Origin of the sequence: Allobosea vaviloviae, assembly GCF_001298265.1 — a bacterium.
Taxonomy (GTDB): domain Bacteria; phylum Pseudomonadota; class Alphaproteobacteria; order Rhizobiales; family Beijerinckiaceae; genus Allobosea; species Allobosea vaviloviae_B.
The window spans coordinates 122825-142346 of record NZ_LGSZ01000025.1 but is presented as its reverse complement, the minus strand read 5'-3'; the positions used below and the strand labels follow the sequence as shown (position 1 = coordinate 142346).

The window sequence follows — 19522 nt, the reverse complement described above, 5'->3', positions numbered from 1 at the left end:
AGAGCGTGCTGTTCATGTGCGCTCACAACGCAGTGCGTTCGCCGATGGCAGAGGCCATGGCGAAGCACTTCTTCGGCAGATCGGTCTATGTCCAGTCGGCCGGCGCGCGGCGTGGCGAGGTCGACGGCTTCGCGCTCGCCGTGCTCGACGAGATCGGCATCGACGCCCACAAGCACAAGCCGAAGTCGATCGAGGATCTGGAGGAGTGGGAGGGGCTCAACTTCGACCTCATCGTCTCGCTCTCGCCGGAGGCCCATCACAAGGCGCTCGACCTGACCCGCACCGTCGCGGCCGCTGTCGAATATTGGCCCACCGTCGACCCCACCGCTGTCCAGGGTTCGCGGGAGCAGATGATGGAGGCTTATCGCGAGGTGCGAGACGGATTGATGCGGCGCATCAAGGACAGGCTCGCCTCCTGAGGAGCTCATCCGAGAACCGGAAGCTGTGCGACGGAATGTCGCGGCACAATTCGCCTGGAACCAGGCTCTACCGCCCTGCAAGTGATGGTTGAGGCGGCAGGCATCCAAGATGCAGATAAGCCCCGGCCGACGACCCTGGCGCCACTCGCCATTGTTTCGCCAGCCGCGACTTTCGCCGGGGGCAGATCGACAGGCATCATTCTCGCCTGCGTCGCCGACGCGCAATCCAGGGTTGCTCGACGGCAGATGCGACCTGCGCGCGCAGGCTCAAGATATCGGCCGCCATCGAGCGCGACGGTTCACGTTAAGGAAAGCGTTAACCCGGAGCCATGCAGTTGGGTTCGTCTGCTGGGGGGCTTGCGGGCGGTCGTTCAACCTTCGGACACCCAATGACATCGAGAACCGTGATCCCCATTTGCCGGGATCAGGCACTGTCCGCCCGCGAACGCGCGGCGGTGTGCATCCTGTTCGTCGCCAGCATCTTTGTCGCGGTGGCGGCTCTGCCTGGTGCGTCGTCGGGTCGGCGTACGCCTGCCGCCATCGTCTTCCCACCTTGGATCAGCGGTGATGAGGCTGTGGGCCGCAGCATCGCCGCCGGTCATCTGGTGCTGCGCTCCGGCCGTTCAGGCTTCATCGTCATCGTGGCGACCGATGGGCAGGCTGCTCCGACCCATAGACCGGACGGCGCTATCCTGGTCGTGGCGCTCGCTGGTCTGGACGGCTGCCTCGACGCGCGCGTGACGGATCCGGCAGCATGACCTGGACCCTCGACATCATTCGGCAGCGCGTCGCCTGCGTCCTGCTGGGTCTGGCTTTCCTGCATGTTCCGGTGCTGGCTCTGGTCTTCTGGCTGCGCGACGAGAACGGAGCCCTGTCGGTCGCATTGGCGTTCGTCCTGGCTGCCGCTGCTCTCCTGTTCTACAGCAGCCGCGGCGCGGCTCCGATCACCCGTCTGTTCATGGCGCTTGCGCTGATCGGCCAGGTCTCGATCATGGTGTTCAGTCTGGCCGGTCACCCCTGGCAGCCGGACATGCACATGTATTATTTCGCAGTGTTGGCGCTGCTCGCCGGCTTCTGCGACTGGCGGCCAATCGTGCTGGGTGCGGCCCTGACGGCTGCCCACCATCTCGTCCTGCAATATGTCCTGCCTTCGGCCGTCTTCTATCAGGGCGGCAGCCTGATGCGTGTCATGCTGCATGCCGTCATCGTCGTGATGGAGACGGCCTTCCTCGCCACCATCGCCGTGATCATGGAACGCATGTTCCTGCTGAACCAGGAAAGCCTCGCCTTGGCGCGCGAGATTGCCGAGCGGGAACGTCTTGCGGGCGAGAGCGAAAAACGCCTCGGCGAGGAGATCGGTCGGCGCGCTGAGTCCTTGCGCGAACTCGTCGCCGCGTTCCGGGGCCGGATGGAGCAGGAGATGGCCGTTCTCGACCGATCTGCCGACACCATGCAGGGCGGTGCCGTTGCCCTGATCGGCACCTCCGACCAGGCCCGGCAACAGACTGTGCTCGTTTCGGATGCCACATCCGAAACGATGCTCGGAATCGATCACCTCTCGGCCGCCAGCGATGAACTGGCCGTGTCGATCGGTGAGATTGGCCGCAGCATGTCACGGTCGGCCGCAGGCTCGACGGAAGCGTCTGAACTGGCGCGCAAGGCCAGCGAGGAGATCGAGCATCTGGCCCGCAACAGCGAAAATGTTGGGGCGGTGGTCGAGTTGATCCGTGGCATCGCTGCACAGACCAGCCTGCTCGCACTCAACGCGACGATTGAGGCGGCACGCGCTGGCGAGATGGGTCGCGGCTTCGCCGTCGTGGCGAGCGAGGTCAAGATTCTGTCGGCCGAGACGGCGAAGGCGACCGACGAGGTCTCGATCCAGATCGGGGCCATGCAGGACGCATCCCAGCGCTCGCTGAAGGCGATCCGCGATATCGTTGTGGCGATCGGCGATGTCGAGCGCGTCGCCGATTCGATCTCGCTCTCGGTCCAGCAGCAGGAGCAGGCGACCTCGGAGATCGCCCATCAGGTCCGGATGTCCTTCGAGGGGGCCAGGCGCAGCGCCGACATCGTCGAGAGCTTCGAGGCCATGACCCAAGGCGCCCACGATGCCGCCCGCAACGTCCAGGACTCCGCCAATGCCCTCGCTGCCCAGGCCCGGGGCATCCGTGAGGAGGTCGCGGCCTTCTGCGAGCGCGTCGCGGCAGCCTGAACGGCTGGCTGGCGGCCTTGCTTACCAGGCCTTGCCCGGCCCGACCTTGCCGACGCCGAGCCAGTCGCCGAGCGTGGCTGCGATGTCGGCGAAGCTCTCGCGCCGGCCGAGCGGCGCGGGCGCAATGCCTGGGCCGAAGGCCAGGATCGGCACATGCTCGCGGGTATGGTCGGTGCCGGGCCAGGTCGGATCGTTGCCGTGGTCGGCGGTGATCACCGCGAGATCGCCCGGCCGCAGTGCGGCCTCCAGGCGCGGCAGCATCGCATCGAACGCTTCCAGCGCCGCCGCATAGCCGGGCACGTCGCGGCGATGTCCGTACTCCGTGTCGAAATCGACGAGGTTGACGAAGCAGAAGCCGCCATCGGGCAGGCGTTCCCAGGCCGCGAGCGCCGCGTCGAACATCGCCGCATTGCCGAAGGGCTTGATCTCGTCGCCAGTCGAGCGATGAGCGAAGATGTCGCCGATCTTGCCGACGGTGATCACCGTGCGTCCGCGCGCGGGGAGCCGGTCCAGGATCGTCTCGTCGGGCGGCGGGATAGCGAAATCCTTGCGGTTGCCAGTGCGGGTAAAGCCGGTCTCGGCCGTTCCGACGAAGGGCCGCGCGATGACGCGCCCGATCCTCAAGGGATCGACCAGAACCCGCACCTTGCGGCAGAGCGCATACAGCCGCTCGAGCCCGAAATGCTCCTCATGCGCGGCGATCTGCAGAACGGAATCGACCGAGGTGTAGCAGATCGGCTTGCCGGTGCGGATATGCTCCTCGGCAAGATCGTCGATGATCGCGGTACCCGAGGCGTGCCTGTTGCCGAGGATGCCGGGCAGGGCGCCTTCGCGGATGATCCCGGCGACGAGGTCCGGCGGGAAGGAATTCTCCAACGCGGTAAAGTAACCCCATTTGAACGGCACGGGGCAGCCCGCGATCTCCCAATGGCCGGACGGCGTATCCTTGCCCTGGCTGATCTCGACGCCGTAGCCCGCCCGTCCCCCGGGCGCGGCGGGCTTCACGGCGCCTGCCAGCGGCCGGCCCGTCGAAGCCTCGTAGGCGTGGGCGAGTCCGAGCCGGACGAGGTTCGGCAGGGCTAGGGGCCCGATGCGCAGGCCCGGGCGGTCGCCGCGGCCCTCGAAACAGGCCTGCGCGATATGGCCGAGCGTGTCGGAGCCGGTGTCGCCATAGAGATGCGCGTCTTGCGCCCCGCCGCAGCCGACGGAATCGAGCACGATCAGGATTGCGCGCGCCATGCTCAATCCCTCACGGCGGCGCTTCCTGCCGGCTCGAGGTTGAGGGCCGCCGCTAGCAGCGCCTGCGTGTAGGGCTCGCGCGGCTGCGAGAAGATCGTCTCGGCCGGCCCCTCCTCGACGACTTTGCCGTTCTGCATCACCAGCACGCGATGCGCCATCGCCCTGACGACCTTGAGGTCGTGGCTGATGAAGAGATAGCCGAGCCTGCGACGCGCCTGCAGATCGCGCAGCAATTCGACGATCTGGACCTGAACCGACATGTCCAGCGCCGAGGTCGGCTCGTCCAGCACGATGAACTTCGGATCGAGCGCCATGGCGCGCGCGATGGCGATGCGCTGGCGCTGGCCGCCTGAGAATTCGTGCGGATAGCGGTCCATGGCGGACGGATCGAGCCCGACGTCGCTCAACGCCTGCGCCACCACCTCGCGGCGTTGCGCGTAGCTCTGTTGCTTCGCCTGGACCGTCAGACCTTCCGCGACGATCTCAGCCACCGACATGCGCGGCGACAGTGAGCCGTAGGGGTCTTGGAACACGACCTGGAGGTCTTTTCGCTTCGGCCGGACCTGCGAACTCGTCAGCCCATCGATACGGTCGCCGAGAAAGGCGATCGGCCCCTCCGACGAGATCAGCCTGAGGATGGCGAGACCCAGCGTCGTCTTGCCCGAGCCGGATTCCCCGACGACGCCGAGCGTCTCGCCCTCCCGAACGGTCACCGCGATGCCGTCGACCGCCTTCACATGACCGGTCGTCTTGCGCAGGAAGCCCGTCTTGATCGGGAACCAGACCTTGATCGGCCCGGCCTCGAGCAGGGTCGCGGCATCCGCCGCGATGGGCGCGGGGCGGCCTTTCGGCTCGGCGGCGAGCAGGCGCCTGGTATATTCGTGCTGCGGATGGCCGAAGATCTCGGCTACCGGCCCTTGCTCGACGATCTTGCCCTTCAGCATCACGCAGACCCGGTCGGCGATGCGCCTGACGATGCCGAGATCATGGGTGATGAACAGCATCGCCATGCCGAGCCGGCCCTGCAACTCCTTCAGCAGCGCGAGGATCTGCGCCTGCACGGTGACGTCGAGCGCCGTGGTCGGCTCGTCGGCGATCAGCAAGTCCGGCTCGTTGGCGAGTGCCATCGCGATCATCACGCGCTGGCGCTGGCCACCGGAGAGCTGGTGCGGATAGGCATCGAGCCGGCTCTCCGCGTCACGGATGCCGACCAGCGCCAGCAGTTCGAGCGTGCGTGCCCGCGCAGCCTCGCCCCGCAAGCCCTTGTGCAGTTCGAGGATCTCGCCGATCTGCCGCGCGATCGTGTGCAGCGGGTTGAGCGAGGTCATCGGCTCCTGGAACACCATGGTGATGTCGTTGCCGCGCACCTTGCGCATCGCGTCCTCGTCGGCGGCGATCAGATCCTGCCCGTTGAACAGCACCTTGCCGGACGGGTGCGAGGCGGACGGATAGTTCAAGAGCTTGAGGATCGACAGCGCCGAGACCGACTTGCCCGAGCCCGACTCGCCGACGATGGCGAGCGTCTCGCCCTTAGCGAGGTCGAAGGAGACACGGTCGACGGCCAGCGTCTCGCGTCCGCCCTGGTGGAAGGCGACGGAGAGATCCTGGACGGAGAGAAGGGGGGAGCGGGTCAAGAGTCGAACTGCCGTATTAGAGCTTCTATCGCAGTTGCCTCAAGCGGCACGAAATCAAACTTGTTGAGAGCTTGTTGCCAGGCAGGGTCTCTTTCAATGGACTTTACCAAACGCTCGTCGCCGGTAACGAAATGAGTGCAGCCGGATTCGTAAGCTGTGGCGGTGTGAATGGCATCGGGCGCGCGCAGAGATTTTACGCGGGCTCTCATGAGAGCGGCTCTCGTCAAGACGGACCTAACAACGGGTACCGTCCGGATCAGGACGCTGTCTTCGGTCAGGTTGGAGAGATACCAATCGTGATGATCGCGGCTGAACGGGGCACCCTCTTGCCACGGCGTAACGTCCATAAGTCCCCGTATCGGTTCGACCAGCACTTCGGTAAGAGTGAGTTCGCTGGTCAGCAGATGGGTTGGATTTCCGGCAGCAACGCTTAGCAAGGCATTGAGCGCGCTGGCTTCGGCTGTCCGTTTTTCAAGAATTTCGATGATTGCACATGCATCGAGGTAAATGAGATGGCGGGCCTTCACCTGTCCCATTCGTCCCGCAGCCTGCTCACGCGTTCAACTGAATCTGAGGGCGCAACCGGCAATCGGGCTCGATGAGCTCTGAGTTGCTCAATGGCTTGCCGCACCAACAGATCGTTCTGACGTGAGCGAATCTCCGGTTCGATCGTGACTGTGACTGTCTGAGTCAGCCCAAGCTCCGCGCGCAAATCCTCTGGCAGCTTCTCGACTGGATAGTGCTCCCTCACGATCTTGTTCATCGCCTCGCTCCTGACTGCCCCGATCATACCACATCCCTCACGCGAACGTCTTCCGCGGGTCGAACGCGTCGCGGACCGCCTCGCCGATGAAGATCAGCAGCGACAGCATCAGTGCGATCACGATGAAGCCCGACAGGCCGAGCCAGGGCGCCTGCAGGTTCGACTTGCCCTGCGCCAGAAGCTCTCCCAGCGAGGGCGAGCCGGGTGGCAGGCCGAAGCCGAGAAAGTCGAGCGAGGTCAGGGTGGTGATCGAGCCGTTCAGGATGAAGGGCAGGAAGGTCAGCGTCGCCACCATCGCGTTGGGCAGCAGGTGCTTGATCATGATCGCGCGGTTGGAAAGCCCGAGCGCGCGCGCGGCGCGGACATATTCGAAGTTGCGCGCCCGCAGGAACTCCGCCCGCACCACGCCCACCAGCGCGACCCAGGAGAACAGCAGGAGGATGCCGAGCAGTACGAAGAAGCTCGGCGTGATGATCGCCGCGACGATGATCAGCAGGTAGAGCGCCGGGATCGAGGTCCAGATCTCGATGACGCGCTGGAAGATCAGGTCGGTCCAGCCGCCGAAATAGCCCTGGATCGCCCCGGCCGCGATGCCGATCACCGAGGATATCCCGCACAGGATCAGCCCGAACAGGATAGAGATGCGGAAACCGTAGATCAGCCGCGCGACCACGTCGCGGCCCTGGTCGTCGGTGCCGAGCCAGTTCCATTCGAGGTCGCGGCAGCCCGAGCCGCCGGTCCGCTCGGCGATGCCCTTGCACTGCTCGTCCCGCAGCATCCAGGTCGGCGGGGCGGGCGCCGGCACCGGCAGGTCGAGGTTGTGGGTGCGGAAGCTGTAGCGGATCGGCGGCCAGATCGCGAAGCCGTTGGCGCCGATCTCCTTGGCGATGACCGGGTCGCGATAATCGGTCGTGGCGAGGAAGCCGCCGAACTTCTCTTCCGGATAGTTCACCGCGACCGGAAACAGCCACTCCCCCTTGTAGCGCACGAGGAGAGGCCGGTCGTTCGCCAGGAACTCCGCAAAGAGCGAGAGCACGAACAGGATCAGGAAGATCCAGAGCGACCACCAGCCCCGCCTGTTGGCCTTGAAGTTGTTCAGGCGCCGCCGGTTGATCGGCGAGAGCTTGAGCCAGCCCTGGTTCACCTCGGGTGGGGCCAGGGGCGTCTCGCCGCGCAGGGCGTGCGGTGGCGCGTCGATCAGCGTGTCGCTCATCTCAGGTCTCCCGCGTCTCGAAATCGATGCGGGGATCGACCCAGGTATAGGTGAGGTCGGTGATGAGGTGCACGACGAGGCCGATCAGCGAGAAGATGTAGAGATTGGCGAAGACGACCGGGTAGTCGCGGTTGACGATCGCCTCGAAGGACAACAGCCCGAGCCCGTCGAGCGAGAAGATCGTCTCGATCAGAAGCGAGCCTGCGAAGAGCGCATGCACGAAGGCGCCGGGGAAGCCTGCGATCACGATCAGCATCGCGTTGCGAAAGACGTGCCCATAGAGCACGCCGCGCTCGGACAGGCCCTTCATCCGCGCGGTCAGGACATATTGCTTCCTGATCTCGTCGAGGAACGAGTTTTTGGTCAGCAGCGTCGAGGTCGCAAACGCTCCCAGCGCCATCGCGGTGACCGGCAGGGCGATGTGCCAGAGATAATCGGCGATCTTTCCGAAGAAGGAGAGCTCCGAGAAATTATCGGAATAGAGCCCCCGCAGCGGGAAGACCTGCCAGAACGAGCCGCCGGCGAACAGCACGATCAGCAGGATCGCGAAGAGGAAGCCCGGGATCGCGTAGCCGACGATGACGACCGCGCTGGTCCAGGTGTCGAAGCGCGAGCCGTCCTTCACCGCCTTGCGGATGCCGAGCGGTATCGAGATCGCGTAGGACAGCAGCGTCATCCACAGGCCCAGCGAGATCGAGACCGGCAGCTTCTCCTTGATCAGCTGCAGAACCGGCGCATCGCGGAAATAGCTGCGCCCGAAGTCGAAGCGGACATAGTCGCCCAGCATCTTCCAGAAGCGCTCAGGCGCCGGCTTGTCGAAACCGAACTGCTTTTCGAGCTCCTTGATGAAGGCGGGGTCGAGACCTTGCGCACCGCGATAGGAGGAATCGGCGGATTGCGTGCCGGCATCGCCGCCGGAGCCGCCGCCGACCCGGTCGGACGCGCCGCTGTTGGGGTTCTGCAGCTGCGAGATCACGCGCTCGACCGGCCCGCCGGGCGCGAACTGCACGATGACGAAGGAGATCAGCAGGATGCCGAACAGCGTCGGAACCATGAGCGCGAGGCGCCGCGCGATATAGCTCAGCATGCGCTCACTGGACCTTTCCGGGCCGGCCGATCGATCCCAGATGCGTGTGATTGAACGCGCCAGGATATTTCAGGCCATAGCCAATCGCCCTGTCGATGCCGATATGAGCGGCCCAGATCAAGGCGAGGGCGACGGCAAGGGGGGCTTGAGTGCCCCAGCCGATGATCACGAGAAGGCCGGACCATAGCAGCGTATGGCCGGCGTTGTAGCATGCTGCGCCGAAACGTGGACCGGCGAGATAGCCCAGCATCGTTAGGTCAGGCGCCAGAATCAAGCTGCCGAAGAGCCACCACGAAGCCCCCGACCTGTGGAACAGCCAGATGCTGAGCAGACCCAGCATGAGCGCCTCCACCCGCAGCAGCAGGCGCGGCGCGCCTTGAACGGAACCGACGGACAAGGGTGCGGTCATCACGCCTTCCCGATCCGCTTCGCCTTAGCGGCGTCGTACCACCAGATCGAGGGCGCGCCCGAGCCGAATTTGGGCTTCGTCTGTGGCCGGTCGAACATGTCCCAATGCGCGATCCATTCCTCGTCGTTCCACCACATCGGAATCCAGTAGCGTCCGGCGCGCAACAGCCGGTCGAGGCATTTCGCGGCGACGACCACCTTGGCGTAGCTGTCGGCCTGGCCGATGGCCTCGATCATCGCGTCGATGGCGGGATCGCTGATGCCGCCCACATTGCGCGAGCCGCGCGTCTTCGCAGCCTGCGACCCGTAGACGATGCGCAGCGAATCGCTGGGGATGGCGCTGCCGCCGAGCGCGCGGCTGATGATGTCGAAGTCGAACTCGTCGAGCCTGCGCTGGTACTGGGCGCCGTCGACGATGCGCGAGGTGGCGTTGATGCCCAGCCGCTTCAGATTGGCCTGGAAGGGCTGGGTGTGGGGCTGCAACGCGCCCTGCGAGTCCAGGAACTCGATCTCGAAGGGCTGGCCGCTCGGCAGCCTCAGGATGTTGCCGTCCCGCTTGCAGCCGGCGGCGCGCAGCATCTCGTCGGCGCGGCGCAGCAGGGCGCGATCGCTGCCCGAACCGTCGGAGACCGGCGGCAGGAAGGGCTCGCCGAACACCTCGTCGGGCACCTTGCCGCGGAAAGGCTCGAGCAGGGCGAGTTCCTCTGGCGATGGCTTGCCGACGGCCTTGGAATCCGAGTTCTCGAAATAGGAGGTCATCCGCTCGTAGAAGCCGAACATGATGGTCTTGCGCGTCCACTCGAAGTCGAAGCAGAGCCCGAGAGCCTCGCGAATGCGTGGATCAGCGAATTTCTCCCGCCGCAGATTGTAGACCCACCCCTGCGAGCCGACCGGGTCGGTCTTCGGCAACGACTCCTTCTTGACCTTTCCGTCGTGGATCGCCGGGAAGTCGTAGCCGGTCGCCCAGATGCGCGAAGTGAACTCCTGCTGGAAGGTGACGACGCCGCTCTTGAACGCCTCGAACGCGACCTGACGGTCGCGGAAATACTCCCAGCGCACGCGGTCGAAATTGTTGACGCCGATGTTCACCGGCAGATCCTTGGCCCAGTAGTTCGCGACGCGCTCGAATTCGATGAAGCGCCCCTGCTCGAAGCGGCCGACCTTGTAGGCTCCCGAGCCCAGGGGCGGTTCCAGCGTCGAGGCCTCGAAATTCCGGGTGGACCAGTACGCCTCCGAGAACACCGGCAGGCCGGCGACGACGAGGTGCAGGTCGCGGCTGCGCTTGGGTGATAGTTGCGCGACGAGGATGTCCCGCCCCTCTGCCGTGGCGGAGACCAATTCGCCGAGGATCAGGCGGTAGGACGGGTGGCCCTTGCTCTTGAGCAGGTTCATGCTGAAGGCGACGTCGGCAGCCGTCACCCGGCTGCCGTCATGGAAGCGCGCCTCGGGCCGCAGCCGGAAACGATAGGTCAGCTTGTCCGGCGACACCGCGACGCTCTTGGCCAGCAATCCATAGACGGTGCCCGGCTCGTCGCCCGACCCGGCCATCAGGCTGTCGAAGCAGGCGTCCATGCCGGCAGCGCCGTCGCCCTGCAGGACGAAGGTGTTGAGCGTATTGAAGGTGTCGAAGCTCTGGTTGCCGCTCGCCTGCTTGATTTGCACGGTCAGCGTGCCGCCCTTGGGGGCCTTCGGGTTGACATAGGGAAAATGCGGAAAATCCTGGGGCAGACCGAGCTCGCCAAAGGTCGAGAGGCCGTGAGCCTCCGCGGCCTGCGCGAAGGCGCGTCCGCCCATGCCCGGCAGCGCCGCTCCCGCAGCCGCCAGCGCGGCAGCTTCCAGAACTCTGCGGCGGGTGAGGCGGGTCGTCATCGTGTCGCGTCTCCTGGTCGGCCGGTTCAGGCGAATCGCCTCGTGTCATGTCGCCCGCCGGATCGACGCGCGCAACCATGCCACTCGACGACATCGTGGCGGCAACACCATGGCAGGTGCAAGCGAAACGGCGATGAACGGCAGCCCTCGGCAAAGCAAAAGCCGGGCGAAAGGGCCCGGCTTCGAATGCGTCTGCGCTGACGGGAGGGCCCGCTCAGGGCTTCGGCAGGGGCTTGGGCGCCTCGGCCAGCGTATTGAGATAGGCGACGACGTCGGCCCGCGTGTCGGGGCGGCTGATGCCCGCGAACGCCATGATCGTGCCCGGCAGATAGGCCTTCGGGTTCTTCAGGAAGCCGTCGAGCTGTTCGGCCTCCCATTTCTCGCCCGCCTTGCCCTTGAGGGCCGCGGAATAGGCGAAGCCGTCGACGCTGGCCTTCGGGCGGGCGTAGACGTCGTAGAGATGCGGGCCGATCTTGTTGGCGCCGCCCTTCTCGAAGGTGTGGCAGGCCTTGCAGGCGCCGACGGCCTTTTCGCCCTTGGCCGGGTCGGCCTTGGCGAGACGCACCACGATCGGCTCGTCGGCCGCGGGAGCCGCCGCGCCTGCGGCTGAGGCCGGCTCGGCGCTCGGCAGATCGAAGCCCGGAACCGCCGGCTTGTGCGGGGCGAAGGCGATGCCGGCGACCATGTTGAGGCCCATCACCACGAGCAGCGTGGAGAGAGCCGCGCCGGCGATCTTGTTGGTTTCGATATCCATCGTATCCGAACCCTCGGCCGTCATGCGCCCATGGCGCAGGAGGCAAGACATCGCATTGGCCGGAGCCTGGAAGCACCGACACCCGAGCGTTGCTTAACCGCTTTGCGCGCTTCATTGCAACTCGTATAAGCACCCTCCGCTTTGAGACCTTTTGACGCTTGCAGCGGCAACCTGCGCAGGCCCCCCGCTGCCTGCACCGACCAAAGAGTTCGCCGATTCCGATGTCCGACCCGATGATCCTGATTCCGGCGCGCCTGAAGGCGACGCGCCTGCCCGGCAAACCGCTTGCCGACATCCATGGCGAGCCGATGATCGTGCGGGTCTGGCGGCGCGCGGTCGCGGCCGATATCGGGCCTGTCGCGGTGGCGACGGATTCGCCCGACATCTGTGCCGCCATCGAGGCCGTGGGTGGGCGGGCGGTGATGACGCGCGACGATCACCCTTCCGGCTCCGACCGCATCAAGGAGGCCGCCGACATCCTCGACCCGCAGGGTCGGCACGACGTCATCGTCAACGTTCAGGGTGATTTTCCGACGCTGGAGCCCGCCGCCATCGCGGCCTCGATGATCCCGCTCGCCGATTCGGAGGTCTCGATCGCGACGCTGGTGGGCCTGATCACGGACGAGGAAGAGAAGGCCGCGCCGAGCGTGGTCAAGCTCGTCGGCAGCCATGTCACCCCGGCCCGGCTGCGCGCGCTCTATTTCACGCGCGCGACCGCCCCCTATGGGGATGGGCCGCTCTACCACCATGTCGGAATCTACGCCTACCGCCGCGCCGCGCTGAACCGTTTCGTCAGCCTGCCGCAGTCGCCTCTGGAGAAGCGCGAGAGCCTCGAGCAGTTGCGGGCGATCGAGGACGGCATGCGCATCGACGCGATGATCATCGATCATGTCCCCCGTGGCGTCGATACGCCGCCCGATCTGGATCGCGCCCGCGCGATCCTCCAAGCTCGCCAGTAAGCCCGCGCCGGAGCCTGAAGCCTCATGTCCGTCATCGTGTCCTATCAGGGCGAGCCCGGCGCCTTCTCGTCGCAGGCCGCTCTCGCGGTTTTCCCCGATTGCGAGCTCCTGCCCTGCGCCACCTTCGAGGATGCGCTGGCCGCGGTCTCGGACGGCACGGCCCGCTACGGCATGATCCCGATCGACAACTCGATCGCCGGCCGCGTCGCCGACATCCACCATCTGCTGCCGCGCTCAGGGCTGCACATCATCGGCGAGCATTTCCTGCCGATCCGCTTCCATCTGATGGCGGTGAAGGGCGCGACGCTGGCGACGGTGAAGACCGTGCAGAGCCACATCCATGCGCTCGGCCAATGCCGCAAGATCATCCGCAAGCTCGGGCTGAAGGCCGAGGTCGCCGCCGATACCGCAGGCTCCGCGCGGCAGGTCTCCGAGGCCGCCGATCTCAGCCGCGCCGCGATCGCGCCCCGCATCGCAGCCGAGGTCTACGGGCTCGACATCCTGATGGAGGACATCGAGGACGAGAAGCACAACACCACGCGCTTCGTGATCCTGTCGAAATACCCGGAATTCGTTCGCCAGGGAGCCTCCAAGACGGTGACGACGCTGATCTTCCAGGTCCGCAACCTGCCGGCGGCGCTCTACAAGGCGATGGGCGGCTTCGCCACCAACGGCGTCAACATGACCAAGCTCGAAAGCTACATGGTCGACGGGCATTTCTCGGCGACGATGTTCTACGCCGATGTCGAGGGGCACCCTGACGATCCGGCGCTGCGCCGCGCGCTCGACGAACTCGCCTTCTTCTCGAAGGAGGTCAGGATCCTCGGCGTCTATCCCGCCAATCCGTTCCGCGACAGCTTCGCCGAGGCGGCGGAGTAAGGCAGGGCAGCGGTCGTGGCCGAGGCGATCCCTGCCTTCGTGCCGAAGCGGCCCTGGCTGAGGCTCGACCATCTCACGGTGATCGCGCCCTCGCTGGCCGAGGGCGTCGCGCATGTCCGGGCCTGCCTGGACCTCGATGTCCCCTTCGGGCAGCGCCACGGCTACATGGGCACCCACAACCACCTGCTGCAGCTCGGTGGCTCCGTCTATCTGGAGATCGTCGCACTCGACCCCGATGGTCGCCACCCTGGCCGTGCGCGCTGGTTCGGCCTGGACGATCAGGCGGGCGTCAGGCGGGCCTGGGACGATGGGCGCCGCCTGCGCGGCTCGGTCGCGCGGGTCGACGGCATCGATGCGGTGCTGGCCGGCCGCGAAGCCATCTTCGGCTGCAAGGTCGCGCTGCCGCCGATCGACTCGTCCTTCGATTTCGCGATCCCCGAAGACGGTTCGCTGCCTCTCAGCGGGGCGATGCCCTCGCTCATCGACCGGCGCGGTAAGCCGCGCGCGATGGCGACGATGGCCGACCTCGGCGCGAGATTGCTGTCGCTGGTCCTCGCCCATCCGGAGCCGGACAGGATCGCGAAGCTCTACGATGAACTGTCCATCGATCGCCCGCCCGAGATCTTGCCGGGCGCAAACACGCGCTATCTGGCGCGGATCGAAACGCCGGCAGGCATGAAAGAGTTGAGCTAGACCCGCTCGCCCTCGACCGCCCAGGCCTTGAGCAGCGTGTTGGCGATCGCAAGATGCTGCGGGCTGGTGAAGCCCTCGGGATGGGTGCCTTCGAGCATCGCCAGCGCTTCGTCGCGGGTGAACCAGCGCCCGGCCTCGAGCTCGGTCATGTCGAGCACGATCTCGTCGTTCAGCGCTTCCGCGATGCAGCCGATCATCAGCGAGGAGGGAAACGGCCAGGGCTGCGAGGCGATGTAGCGAACGGTGCCGACGCGCAGGCCGGCCTCCTCCCAGCTCTCGCGGCGCACCGCATCCTCGAAGGTCTCGCCGGGCTCGATGAAGCCGGCGATGCAGGAATACATGCCGGGCGCGAAACGGGCCTGCCGCGCCAGCAGGCAGGTCTCGCCGCGCGTCACCAGCATGATCACGACCGGGTCGGTGCGCGGGAAATGCTGGGCGCCGCAGGCGCTGCATTCGCGCTTCGTGCCTGCGGCGCCGGACGTGGTCGGAGCGCCGCATTGGGCGCAAAAGCGATGGCGCGCGTGCCAGTCGAGCAGCGCCTTGCCCTGGCCGAGCGGCCCGAGTTCGTCTTCCGGCACGAGGCGCTTCAGGGCCACCGAGCGCAGATCGGTGACGAACAATTCCGGCCGCTCCCGCAAGGGCTCGATCTGCGCGCGGTCGAGCAGCCGGGCAAAGCGCGGGGCGCCGTCGGGAGCAAGGCCGAGGAAGACCTCCTCCAGCCCGTCGCCGAGAAGCTGGGTCTCGCCATGGCTGAACCAGACCGACAACGCCTCGCCGTCGAGCCGCTTCAGGATCGGCGTTTCCCCAGCGACCACCGCGACCCGCGTATCCGACCGATGACGCAGCGCCGAGACCGCATCCGGCTTGTTGCGCAGATCCTCGCGGCGGTCGAGCCTGTTGACGGAAAAGCCCGTGAGGGCCGAGCGTTCGCGAGGGCGGGAGGCGTCGTTCATGGCAACCGTCCTAAACCCGCTTTGCGCCGTCATGCAAGCGCACTTCGCGAGGCAGCTCCGCTTCACGGGGCGAGGCGCCTACGAAGCATCGCGCCCGCGGAGCAGATGGACGATGGCCGAGAAGTCAGCGCCACCCTCGCCCCAGGCATTGTGGAGCCCATAGAGCTGCGTCGCGGCCGCGCCAAGCGGCGTCGAGGCGCCGGCGGTCTGCGCCGCCTCCTGCGAGAGCTTCAGATCCTTCAGCATCAGCGCCGAGGCGAAGCCCGGCTTGTACTCGTTATTGGCAGGCGATGTCGGCACCGGGCCCGGCACCGGGCAATAGGTCGTCAGCGACCAGCACTGCCCCGACGATGTCGAGGCGACGTCGAACAGCGCCTGGTGCGACAAGCCGAGTTTCTCGGCCAGTACGAAGGCCTCCGACACGCCGATCATCGAGATGCCCAGGATCATGTTGTTGCAGATCTTGGCCGCCTGGCCGTTTCCAGCCGCGCCGCAATGCACGATGCGCCGGCCCATCGCCTTGAGCACCGGTTCGCCGAGCGCGAAGGCCTCGTCGGAGCCGCCGACCATGAAGGTCAGCGTGCCGCCCTTGGCCCCGCCGGTGCCGCCGGAGACGGGCGCGTCGAGCGACAGGCACCCATGCTGCCCGGCCAGCGCATGCGCCTTGCGCGCGCTCTCGACGTCGATGGTCGAGGAATCGATCAGCAGCGCACCCTTTTTCACCGCAGGCAGAATGTCAGCCCAGACCGAGAGCACATGCTTGCCGGCCGGCAGCATGGTCACGATGATATCGGCATCCGCCACGGCCTCCTTGCCCGAGCCGGCGATGCCGACGCCGAGCTCGGCCGCCGCATCCTTGGAGGCCTGCACGAGATCGAAAGCGCGGACCTCATGTCCCGCCTTGACGAGGTTGCCGGCCATCGGGCCGCCCATATTGCCGAGGCCGATAAAGGCGATTGTGGTCATGGTCCTGTCCTCCTGTTGGTTGCGACGTCATGGTCGGCCTTGAGCCGACCATCTCCTGCCAGAGATTCTCGGGTCTGCGCTTCGCTCCGCCCGAGAATGACGCCGAATCTCAGTTTCCCTTCGCCCGGCCGACCAGCCCGCGCGCCACGATCATCCGCATCACCTCGTTGGTCCCCTCGAGGATCTGGTGGACGCGGAGATCGCGGACGATCTTCTCGATGCCGTAATCGGCGAGATAGCCATAACCGCCATGGATCTGGAGTGCGTCGTTGGCGACCGCGAATCCGGTGTCGGTCGCGACGCGCTTGGCCATGGCGCAGAGCTTCGTCGCATCGGGCGTCTTGGCATCAAGCGACGCCGCCGCGCGCCACAACAGGCTGCGCGCCGCCTCCAGCTCGGTGGCCATGTCCGCCAGCTTGAACTGCAGCGCCTGGAAATCCGCGATCCGCGCGCCGAAGGCCTTGCGCTCCCCGGCATAGGCGATCGATTTGTCGAGCGCGCCCTGCGCCCCGCCGAGCGAGCAGGCGCCGATGTTGAGCCGCCCGCCATCGAGCCCGGCCATGGCGATCTTGAAGCCGATGCCCTCGGGTCCCAGCCGGTTGGCGACAGGCACGCGGCAATTCTCGAAGATCACCGCCGCCGTCGGCTGGGCGTTCCAGCCCATCTTCTTCTCGTTGGCGCCGAACGACAGGCCGGGCGTGCCCTTCTCGACGACGAGGGTCGAAATCCCCGCAGGCCCGGGCTCGCCGGTGCGCACCATCACGACATAGACGTCGGAGACGCCGGCACCCGAGATGAACTGCTTCTGCCCGTCGAGGACATAATGGTCGCCGTCGCGCACAGCCTTCGTCTTGAGGGCGGCGGCGTCCGAGCCGGCGCCGGGCTCGGTCAGGCAGTAGCTCGCCAGATGCTCCATGGTGCAGAGCTTCGGCAGGAAGGCCTGACGCTGCGCCTCGTCGCCATAGCGGTCGATCATCCAGGCGCACATGTTGTGGATCGAGATATAGGCCGCCACCGTCGGGCAACCGGTCGAGAGCGCCTCGAAGATGACAGCCGCATCGAGCCGGCTCAGGCCGGAGCCGCCGACGTCCTCGGCGATGTAGATGCCGCCCATGCCCAGCGCTGCGGCCGCGCGCATTTCCTCGACAGGGAAATGCTTCTCCTCATCCCAGCGCATGGCGTTGGGCGCGAGCGTCTCGGCGGCGAAATCCTGGGCCATGTCGCGGATCGCGATCTGGTCCTCGCTCAGGGAAAACAGACTCAAGACTGGCGCCCTTTCAAGGTTGACGCTGTTGGCGCGGCGGGGGCGGCCGCGCCGTCTTGCGTTCGGGGAAAGCCCCGTCGAATTGCGTCGCGCGTGCCCTGTGCGGTGAGCGCGGCGAATCGATCGCGACGAAATCTTCCAGCGTGGCGGCCTCGAGTGGCTTCCCGATGAAGACCCTTGGTCCGCGATCCGTCACCACCACGTCGCCATAGAAGAGGCTGCCGGCTTCCATGAAGGTCTCGACGGTCACCGGCGGAGGTGGCGGCGGCGGCAGGCTTGCCTCGAGCGCGCGCCGTTGCCGGTTCTCCTCGATCACCTGCCGGACCCGCTCCCGATTGCGCCGGCGTGTCTCCTCGATCCTGGCCTGCCGAAGTGCCCGGCATTGGCGCTGCTGGTCTTCGTCCAGCACCGTGCCTTCTGCCGGTTCGGCCTCGCAGAGCGCGTCGCCGACAGACACGGCTTGCTGAGGCGCGGCCGGCTCCAGCGCGGCCGCCTGGGCCGCGCCGCAGAAGAGCACGAGCAAGGATGCGATGATGCGCAATCGTCGCCCCATGCTCTCCTCCGCCGATCCAGGCCCCGATGTGGCGGACCTCAGTTCATCGTCGGGATGACAAAGCTCGCGCCATCCTTGATACCGCTCGGCCAGCGTGCCGTCACCGTCTTGGTCTTGGTGTAGAAGCGGATCGAGTCCGGCCCGTGCTGGTTGAGGACACCGAAGGAGGAGCGCTTCCAGCCGCCGAAGGTGTAGTAGGCCAGCGGCACGGGGATCGGCACGTTGATGCCGACCATGCCGACCTGGACCTTCGAGGCGAAGTCGCGCGCCGCATCGCCATCGCGGGTGAAGATCGCGGTGCCGTTGCCGTATTCATGGTCGTTGGTCAGCTTCAGCGCCTCGTCATAGGACTCGGCACGAACGACGGAGAGGACCGGCCCGAAGATCTCCTCCTTGTAGATGCGCATGTCCTTGGTGACGTTGTCGAACAGGCAGCCGCCGACATAAAAGCCGTTCTCGTAGCCCTGCATCTTGAAGTCGCGCCCGTCGACCGCGAGCGTCGCGCCCTCGGCGAGGCCGATATCGATATAGGCGCGAATCTTCTCCTCAGCCGCCTTGGTGACGACCGGGCCGTAATCGGCGGCCATGTCGGTCGAGGGGCCGATCTTCAGAGCCTCGACGCGCGGGATCAGGCGCTTCACCAGTTCGTCGGCGGTGGCCTTGCCGACGGGAACCGCGACCGAGATCGCCATGCAGCGCTCGCCGGCCGAGCCGTAGCCGGCGCCGATCAGCGCATCGACGGCCTGGTCTATGTCGGCGTCGGGCATGATCACCATGTGGTTCTTGGCGCCGCCGAAGCACTGCACGCGTTTACCATTGGCGCAACCGCGCGCGTAGATGTACTCCGCGATCGGCGTCGAACCGACGAAGCCGATCGCCTTGATGTCGGGATCGTCGAGGATCGCGTCGACAGCCTCCTTGTCGCCGTTGACGACGTTGAGGATGCCGGGAGGGCCGCCCGCCTCGATGAAGAGCTCGGCGAGGCGCATCGGCACGCCCGGGTCGCGCTCGGAGGGCTTCAGGATGAAGGCGTTGCCGCAGGCGATCGCGGGGCCGAGCTTCCAGAGCGGGATCATCGCCGGGAAGTTGAACGGGGTGATGCCGGCGACGACGCCGAGCGGCTGGCGCAGCGAATAGATGTCGATGCCGGGGCCGGCGCCGTCGGTGAACTCGCCCTTCATCAGGTTGGGAACGCCGAGCGAGAATTCGACGACCTCGACGCCGCGCTGGATGTCGCCCTTTGCGTCGGGAATCGTCTTACCGTGCTCGCGGGCGAGCAGCTCAGCCAGCTCGTCATTGTTCTGCGCGATCAGATCGAGGAACTTCATCAGCACGCGGGCGCGGCGCTGCGGATTGACGGCGGCCCATTTCAGCTGGGCCTCGGCGGCGTTCTCGACGGCGGCGCGCAACTCAGCCGGAGAGGCCAGCGCGACCTTGCCGATGATCGTGCCGTCCATCGGCTGGTAGATGTCGGCGGTGCGGCCCGAGGTTCCCGCGACATGCTTGCCGCCGATGAAATGCCCAACCTGACGCATCGCGTCCTCCCCTACGAATTGTGATGTCCCGAAACTGAACCACCCCTACCATTCTCGTTTGCGCACGGCTATAGCGACCTTGGATCCATTGTCGTGCGAAAAAACATATATCGGGGAGGGCG

At 66.3% G+C, this 19522-nt stretch carries 20 protein-coding genes; 6 read left to right on the top strand and 14 right to left on the bottom strand.

Translation table 11 applies throughout. The features are described from left to right. Positions 1 to 14: 14 nt before the first annotated feature. The 3 genes from AE618_RS06090 to AE618_RS06080 all read left to right on the top strand — a co-directional run bounded on the left by AE618_RS06090 (position 15) and on the right by AE618_RS06080 (position 2631). Positions 15 to 419, top strand: a complete 405-nt coding sequence (locus AE618_RS06090; RefSeq protein WP_054208222.1) for a low molecular weight phosphatase family protein — start codon at positions 15 to 17, stop codon at positions 417 to 419. Between the two features lie 335 nt (positions 420 to 754). After that, positions 755 to 1177 carry a hypothetical protein gene (locus AE618_RS06085; protein ID WP_156330130.1) on the top strand — a complete coding sequence of 141 codons (423 nt, stop codon included), beginning with the start codon at positions 755 to 757 and terminating at the stop codon, positions 1175 to 1177. Next, positions 1174 to 2631 (top strand): methyl-accepting chemotaxis protein, encoded by a 1458-nt coding sequence (locus AE618_RS06080; protein WP_054208146.1) that lies wholly within the window; start codon positions 1174 to 1176, stop codon positions 2629 to 2631. The genes AE618_RS06085 and AE618_RS06080 overlap by 4 nt, the downstream gene beginning before the upstream one ends. 21 nt (positions 2632 to 2652) lie before the next feature. Here the strand turns inward: AE618_RS06080 and AE618_RS06075 are convergent, their stop codons facing one another. The 9 genes from AE618_RS06075 to AE618_RS06035 all read right to left on the bottom strand — a co-directional run bounded on the left by AE618_RS06075 (position 2653) and on the right by AE618_RS06035 (position 11598). Next, complete coding sequence (locus tag AE618_RS06075) at positions 2653 to 3870, bottom strand: phosphopentomutase (RefSeq protein ID WP_054208145.1); 1218 nt, start codon at positions 3868 to 3870, stop codon at positions 2653 to 2655. A 2-nt stretch (positions 3871 to 3872) separates the two neighbouring features. Further along, on the bottom strand, positions 3873 to 5504 hold the full coding sequence (locus tag AE618_RS06070) for an ABC transporter ATP-binding protein (protein ID WP_054208144.1): 1632 nt from the start codon (positions 5502 to 5504) through the stop codon (positions 3873 to 3875). Beyond that, positions 5501 to 6040 carry a type II toxin-antitoxin system VapC family toxin gene (locus tag AE618_RS06065; RefSeq protein ID WP_054208143.1) on the bottom strand — a complete coding sequence of 180 codons (540 nt, stop codon included), beginning with the start codon at positions 6038 to 6040 and terminating at the stop codon, positions 5501 to 5503. Before AE618_RS06065 ends, AE618_RS06070 begins: the two co-directional genes overlap by 4 nt. After that, positions 6028 to 6267 (bottom strand): hypothetical protein, encoded by a 240-nt coding sequence (locus tag AE618_RS06060; RefSeq protein WP_156330129.1) that lies wholly within the window; start codon positions 6265 to 6267, stop codon positions 6028 to 6030. Before AE618_RS06060 ends, AE618_RS06065 begins: the two co-directional genes overlap by 13 nt. Positions 6268 to 6304: 37 nt before the next feature. Beyond that, positions 6305 to 7480 carry an ABC transporter permease gene (locus tag AE618_RS06055; RefSeq protein WP_054208141.1) on the bottom strand — a complete coding sequence of 392 codons (1176 nt, stop codon included), beginning with the start codon at positions 7478 to 7480 and terminating at the stop codon, positions 6305 to 6307. A 1-nt stretch (position 7481) separates the two neighbouring features. Then, positions 7482 to 8567 carry a microcin C ABC transporter permease YejB gene (locus tag AE618_RS06050; RefSeq protein ID WP_054208140.1) on the bottom strand — a complete coding sequence of 362 codons (1086 nt, stop codon included), beginning with the start codon at positions 8565 to 8567 and terminating at the stop codon, positions 7482 to 7484. A gap of 4 nt (positions 8568 to 8571) precedes the next feature. Next, on the bottom strand, positions 8572 to 8976 hold the full coding sequence (locus tag AE618_RS06045; RefSeq protein WP_054208139.1) for a DUF4260 domain-containing protein: 405 nt from the start codon (positions 8974 to 8976) through the stop codon (positions 8572 to 8574). Then, on the bottom strand, positions 8976 to 10844 hold the full coding sequence (locus tag AE618_RS06040) for an extracellular solute-binding protein (RefSeq protein ID WP_054208138.1): 1869 nt from the start codon (positions 10842 to 10844) through the stop codon (positions 8976 to 8978). The genes AE618_RS06045 and AE618_RS06040 overlap by 1 nt, the downstream gene beginning before the upstream one ends. A 214-nt stretch (positions 10845 to 11058) precedes the next feature. Next, positions 11059 to 11598 carry a c-type cytochrome gene (locus AE618_RS06035; RefSeq protein ID WP_054208221.1) on the bottom strand — a complete coding sequence of 180 codons (540 nt, stop codon included), beginning with the start codon at positions 11596 to 11598 and terminating at the stop codon, positions 11059 to 11061. A 221-nt stretch (positions 11599 to 11819) separates the two neighbouring features. Here AE618_RS06035 and AE618_RS06030 point away from each other — a divergent pair, with 221 nt between their 5' ends. Genes AE618_RS06030 through AE618_RS06020 form a run of 3 tightly spaced genes read left to right on the top strand, consistent with a single transcriptional unit; the run spans position 11820 to position 14129 of the window. Further along, positions 11820 to 12557 carry a 3-deoxy-manno-octulosonate cytidylyltransferase gene (locus AE618_RS06030; protein WP_054208137.1) on the top strand — a complete coding sequence of 246 codons (738 nt, stop codon included), beginning with the start codon at positions 11820 to 11822 and terminating at the stop codon, positions 12555 to 12557. Between the two features lie 24 nt (positions 12558 to 12581). Beyond that, a complete protein-coding gene (locus tag AE618_RS06025) occupies positions 12582 to 13436 on the top strand; it encodes a prephenate dehydratase (RefSeq protein WP_054208136.1) in 855 nt (284 codons plus the stop codon). Positions 13437 to 13451: 15 nt separating this feature from the next. Further along, complete coding sequence (locus AE618_RS06020) at positions 13452 to 14129, top strand: VOC family protein (protein WP_248310770.1); 678 nt, start codon at positions 13452 to 13454, stop codon at positions 14127 to 14129. Here AE618_RS06020 and nudC read toward each other — a convergent pair. The 5 genes from nudC to AE618_RS05995 form a co-directional block, all read right to left on the bottom strand. After that, entirely contained in the window at positions 14126 to 15082 is a 957-nt protein-coding gene (nudC, locus tag AE618_RS06015; protein ID WP_054208135.1) for an NAD(+) diphosphatase, read from the bottom strand. The two genes, AE618_RS06020 and nudC, sit on opposite strands and share 4 nt — an antisense overlap. Before the next feature lie 78 nt (positions 15083 to 15160). Beyond that, positions 15161 to 16048 carry a 3-hydroxyisobutyrate dehydrogenase gene (gene mmsB / locus AE618_RS06010; protein ID WP_054208134.1) on the bottom strand — a complete coding sequence of 296 codons (888 nt, stop codon included), beginning with the start codon at positions 16046 to 16048 and terminating at the stop codon, positions 15161 to 15163. A 109-nt stretch (positions 16049 to 16157) separates the two neighbouring features. Further along, positions 16158 to 17306, bottom strand: a complete 1149-nt coding sequence (locus AE618_RS06005) for an isobutyryl-CoA dehydrogenase (RefSeq protein ID WP_432704491.1) — start codon at positions 17304 to 17306, stop codon at positions 16158 to 16160. Between the two features lie 19 nt (positions 17307 to 17325). Further along, complete coding sequence (locus AE618_RS06000) at positions 17326 to 17865, bottom strand: hypothetical protein (protein WP_156330128.1); 540 nt, start codon at positions 17863 to 17865, stop codon at positions 17326 to 17328. A 38-nt stretch (positions 17866 to 17903) separates the two neighbouring features. Next, entirely contained in the window at positions 17904 to 19400 is a 1497-nt protein-coding gene (locus AE618_RS05995) for a CoA-acylating methylmalonate-semialdehyde dehydrogenase (RefSeq protein ID WP_054208132.1), read from the bottom strand. Positions 19401 to 19522: the final 122 nt, after the last annotated feature.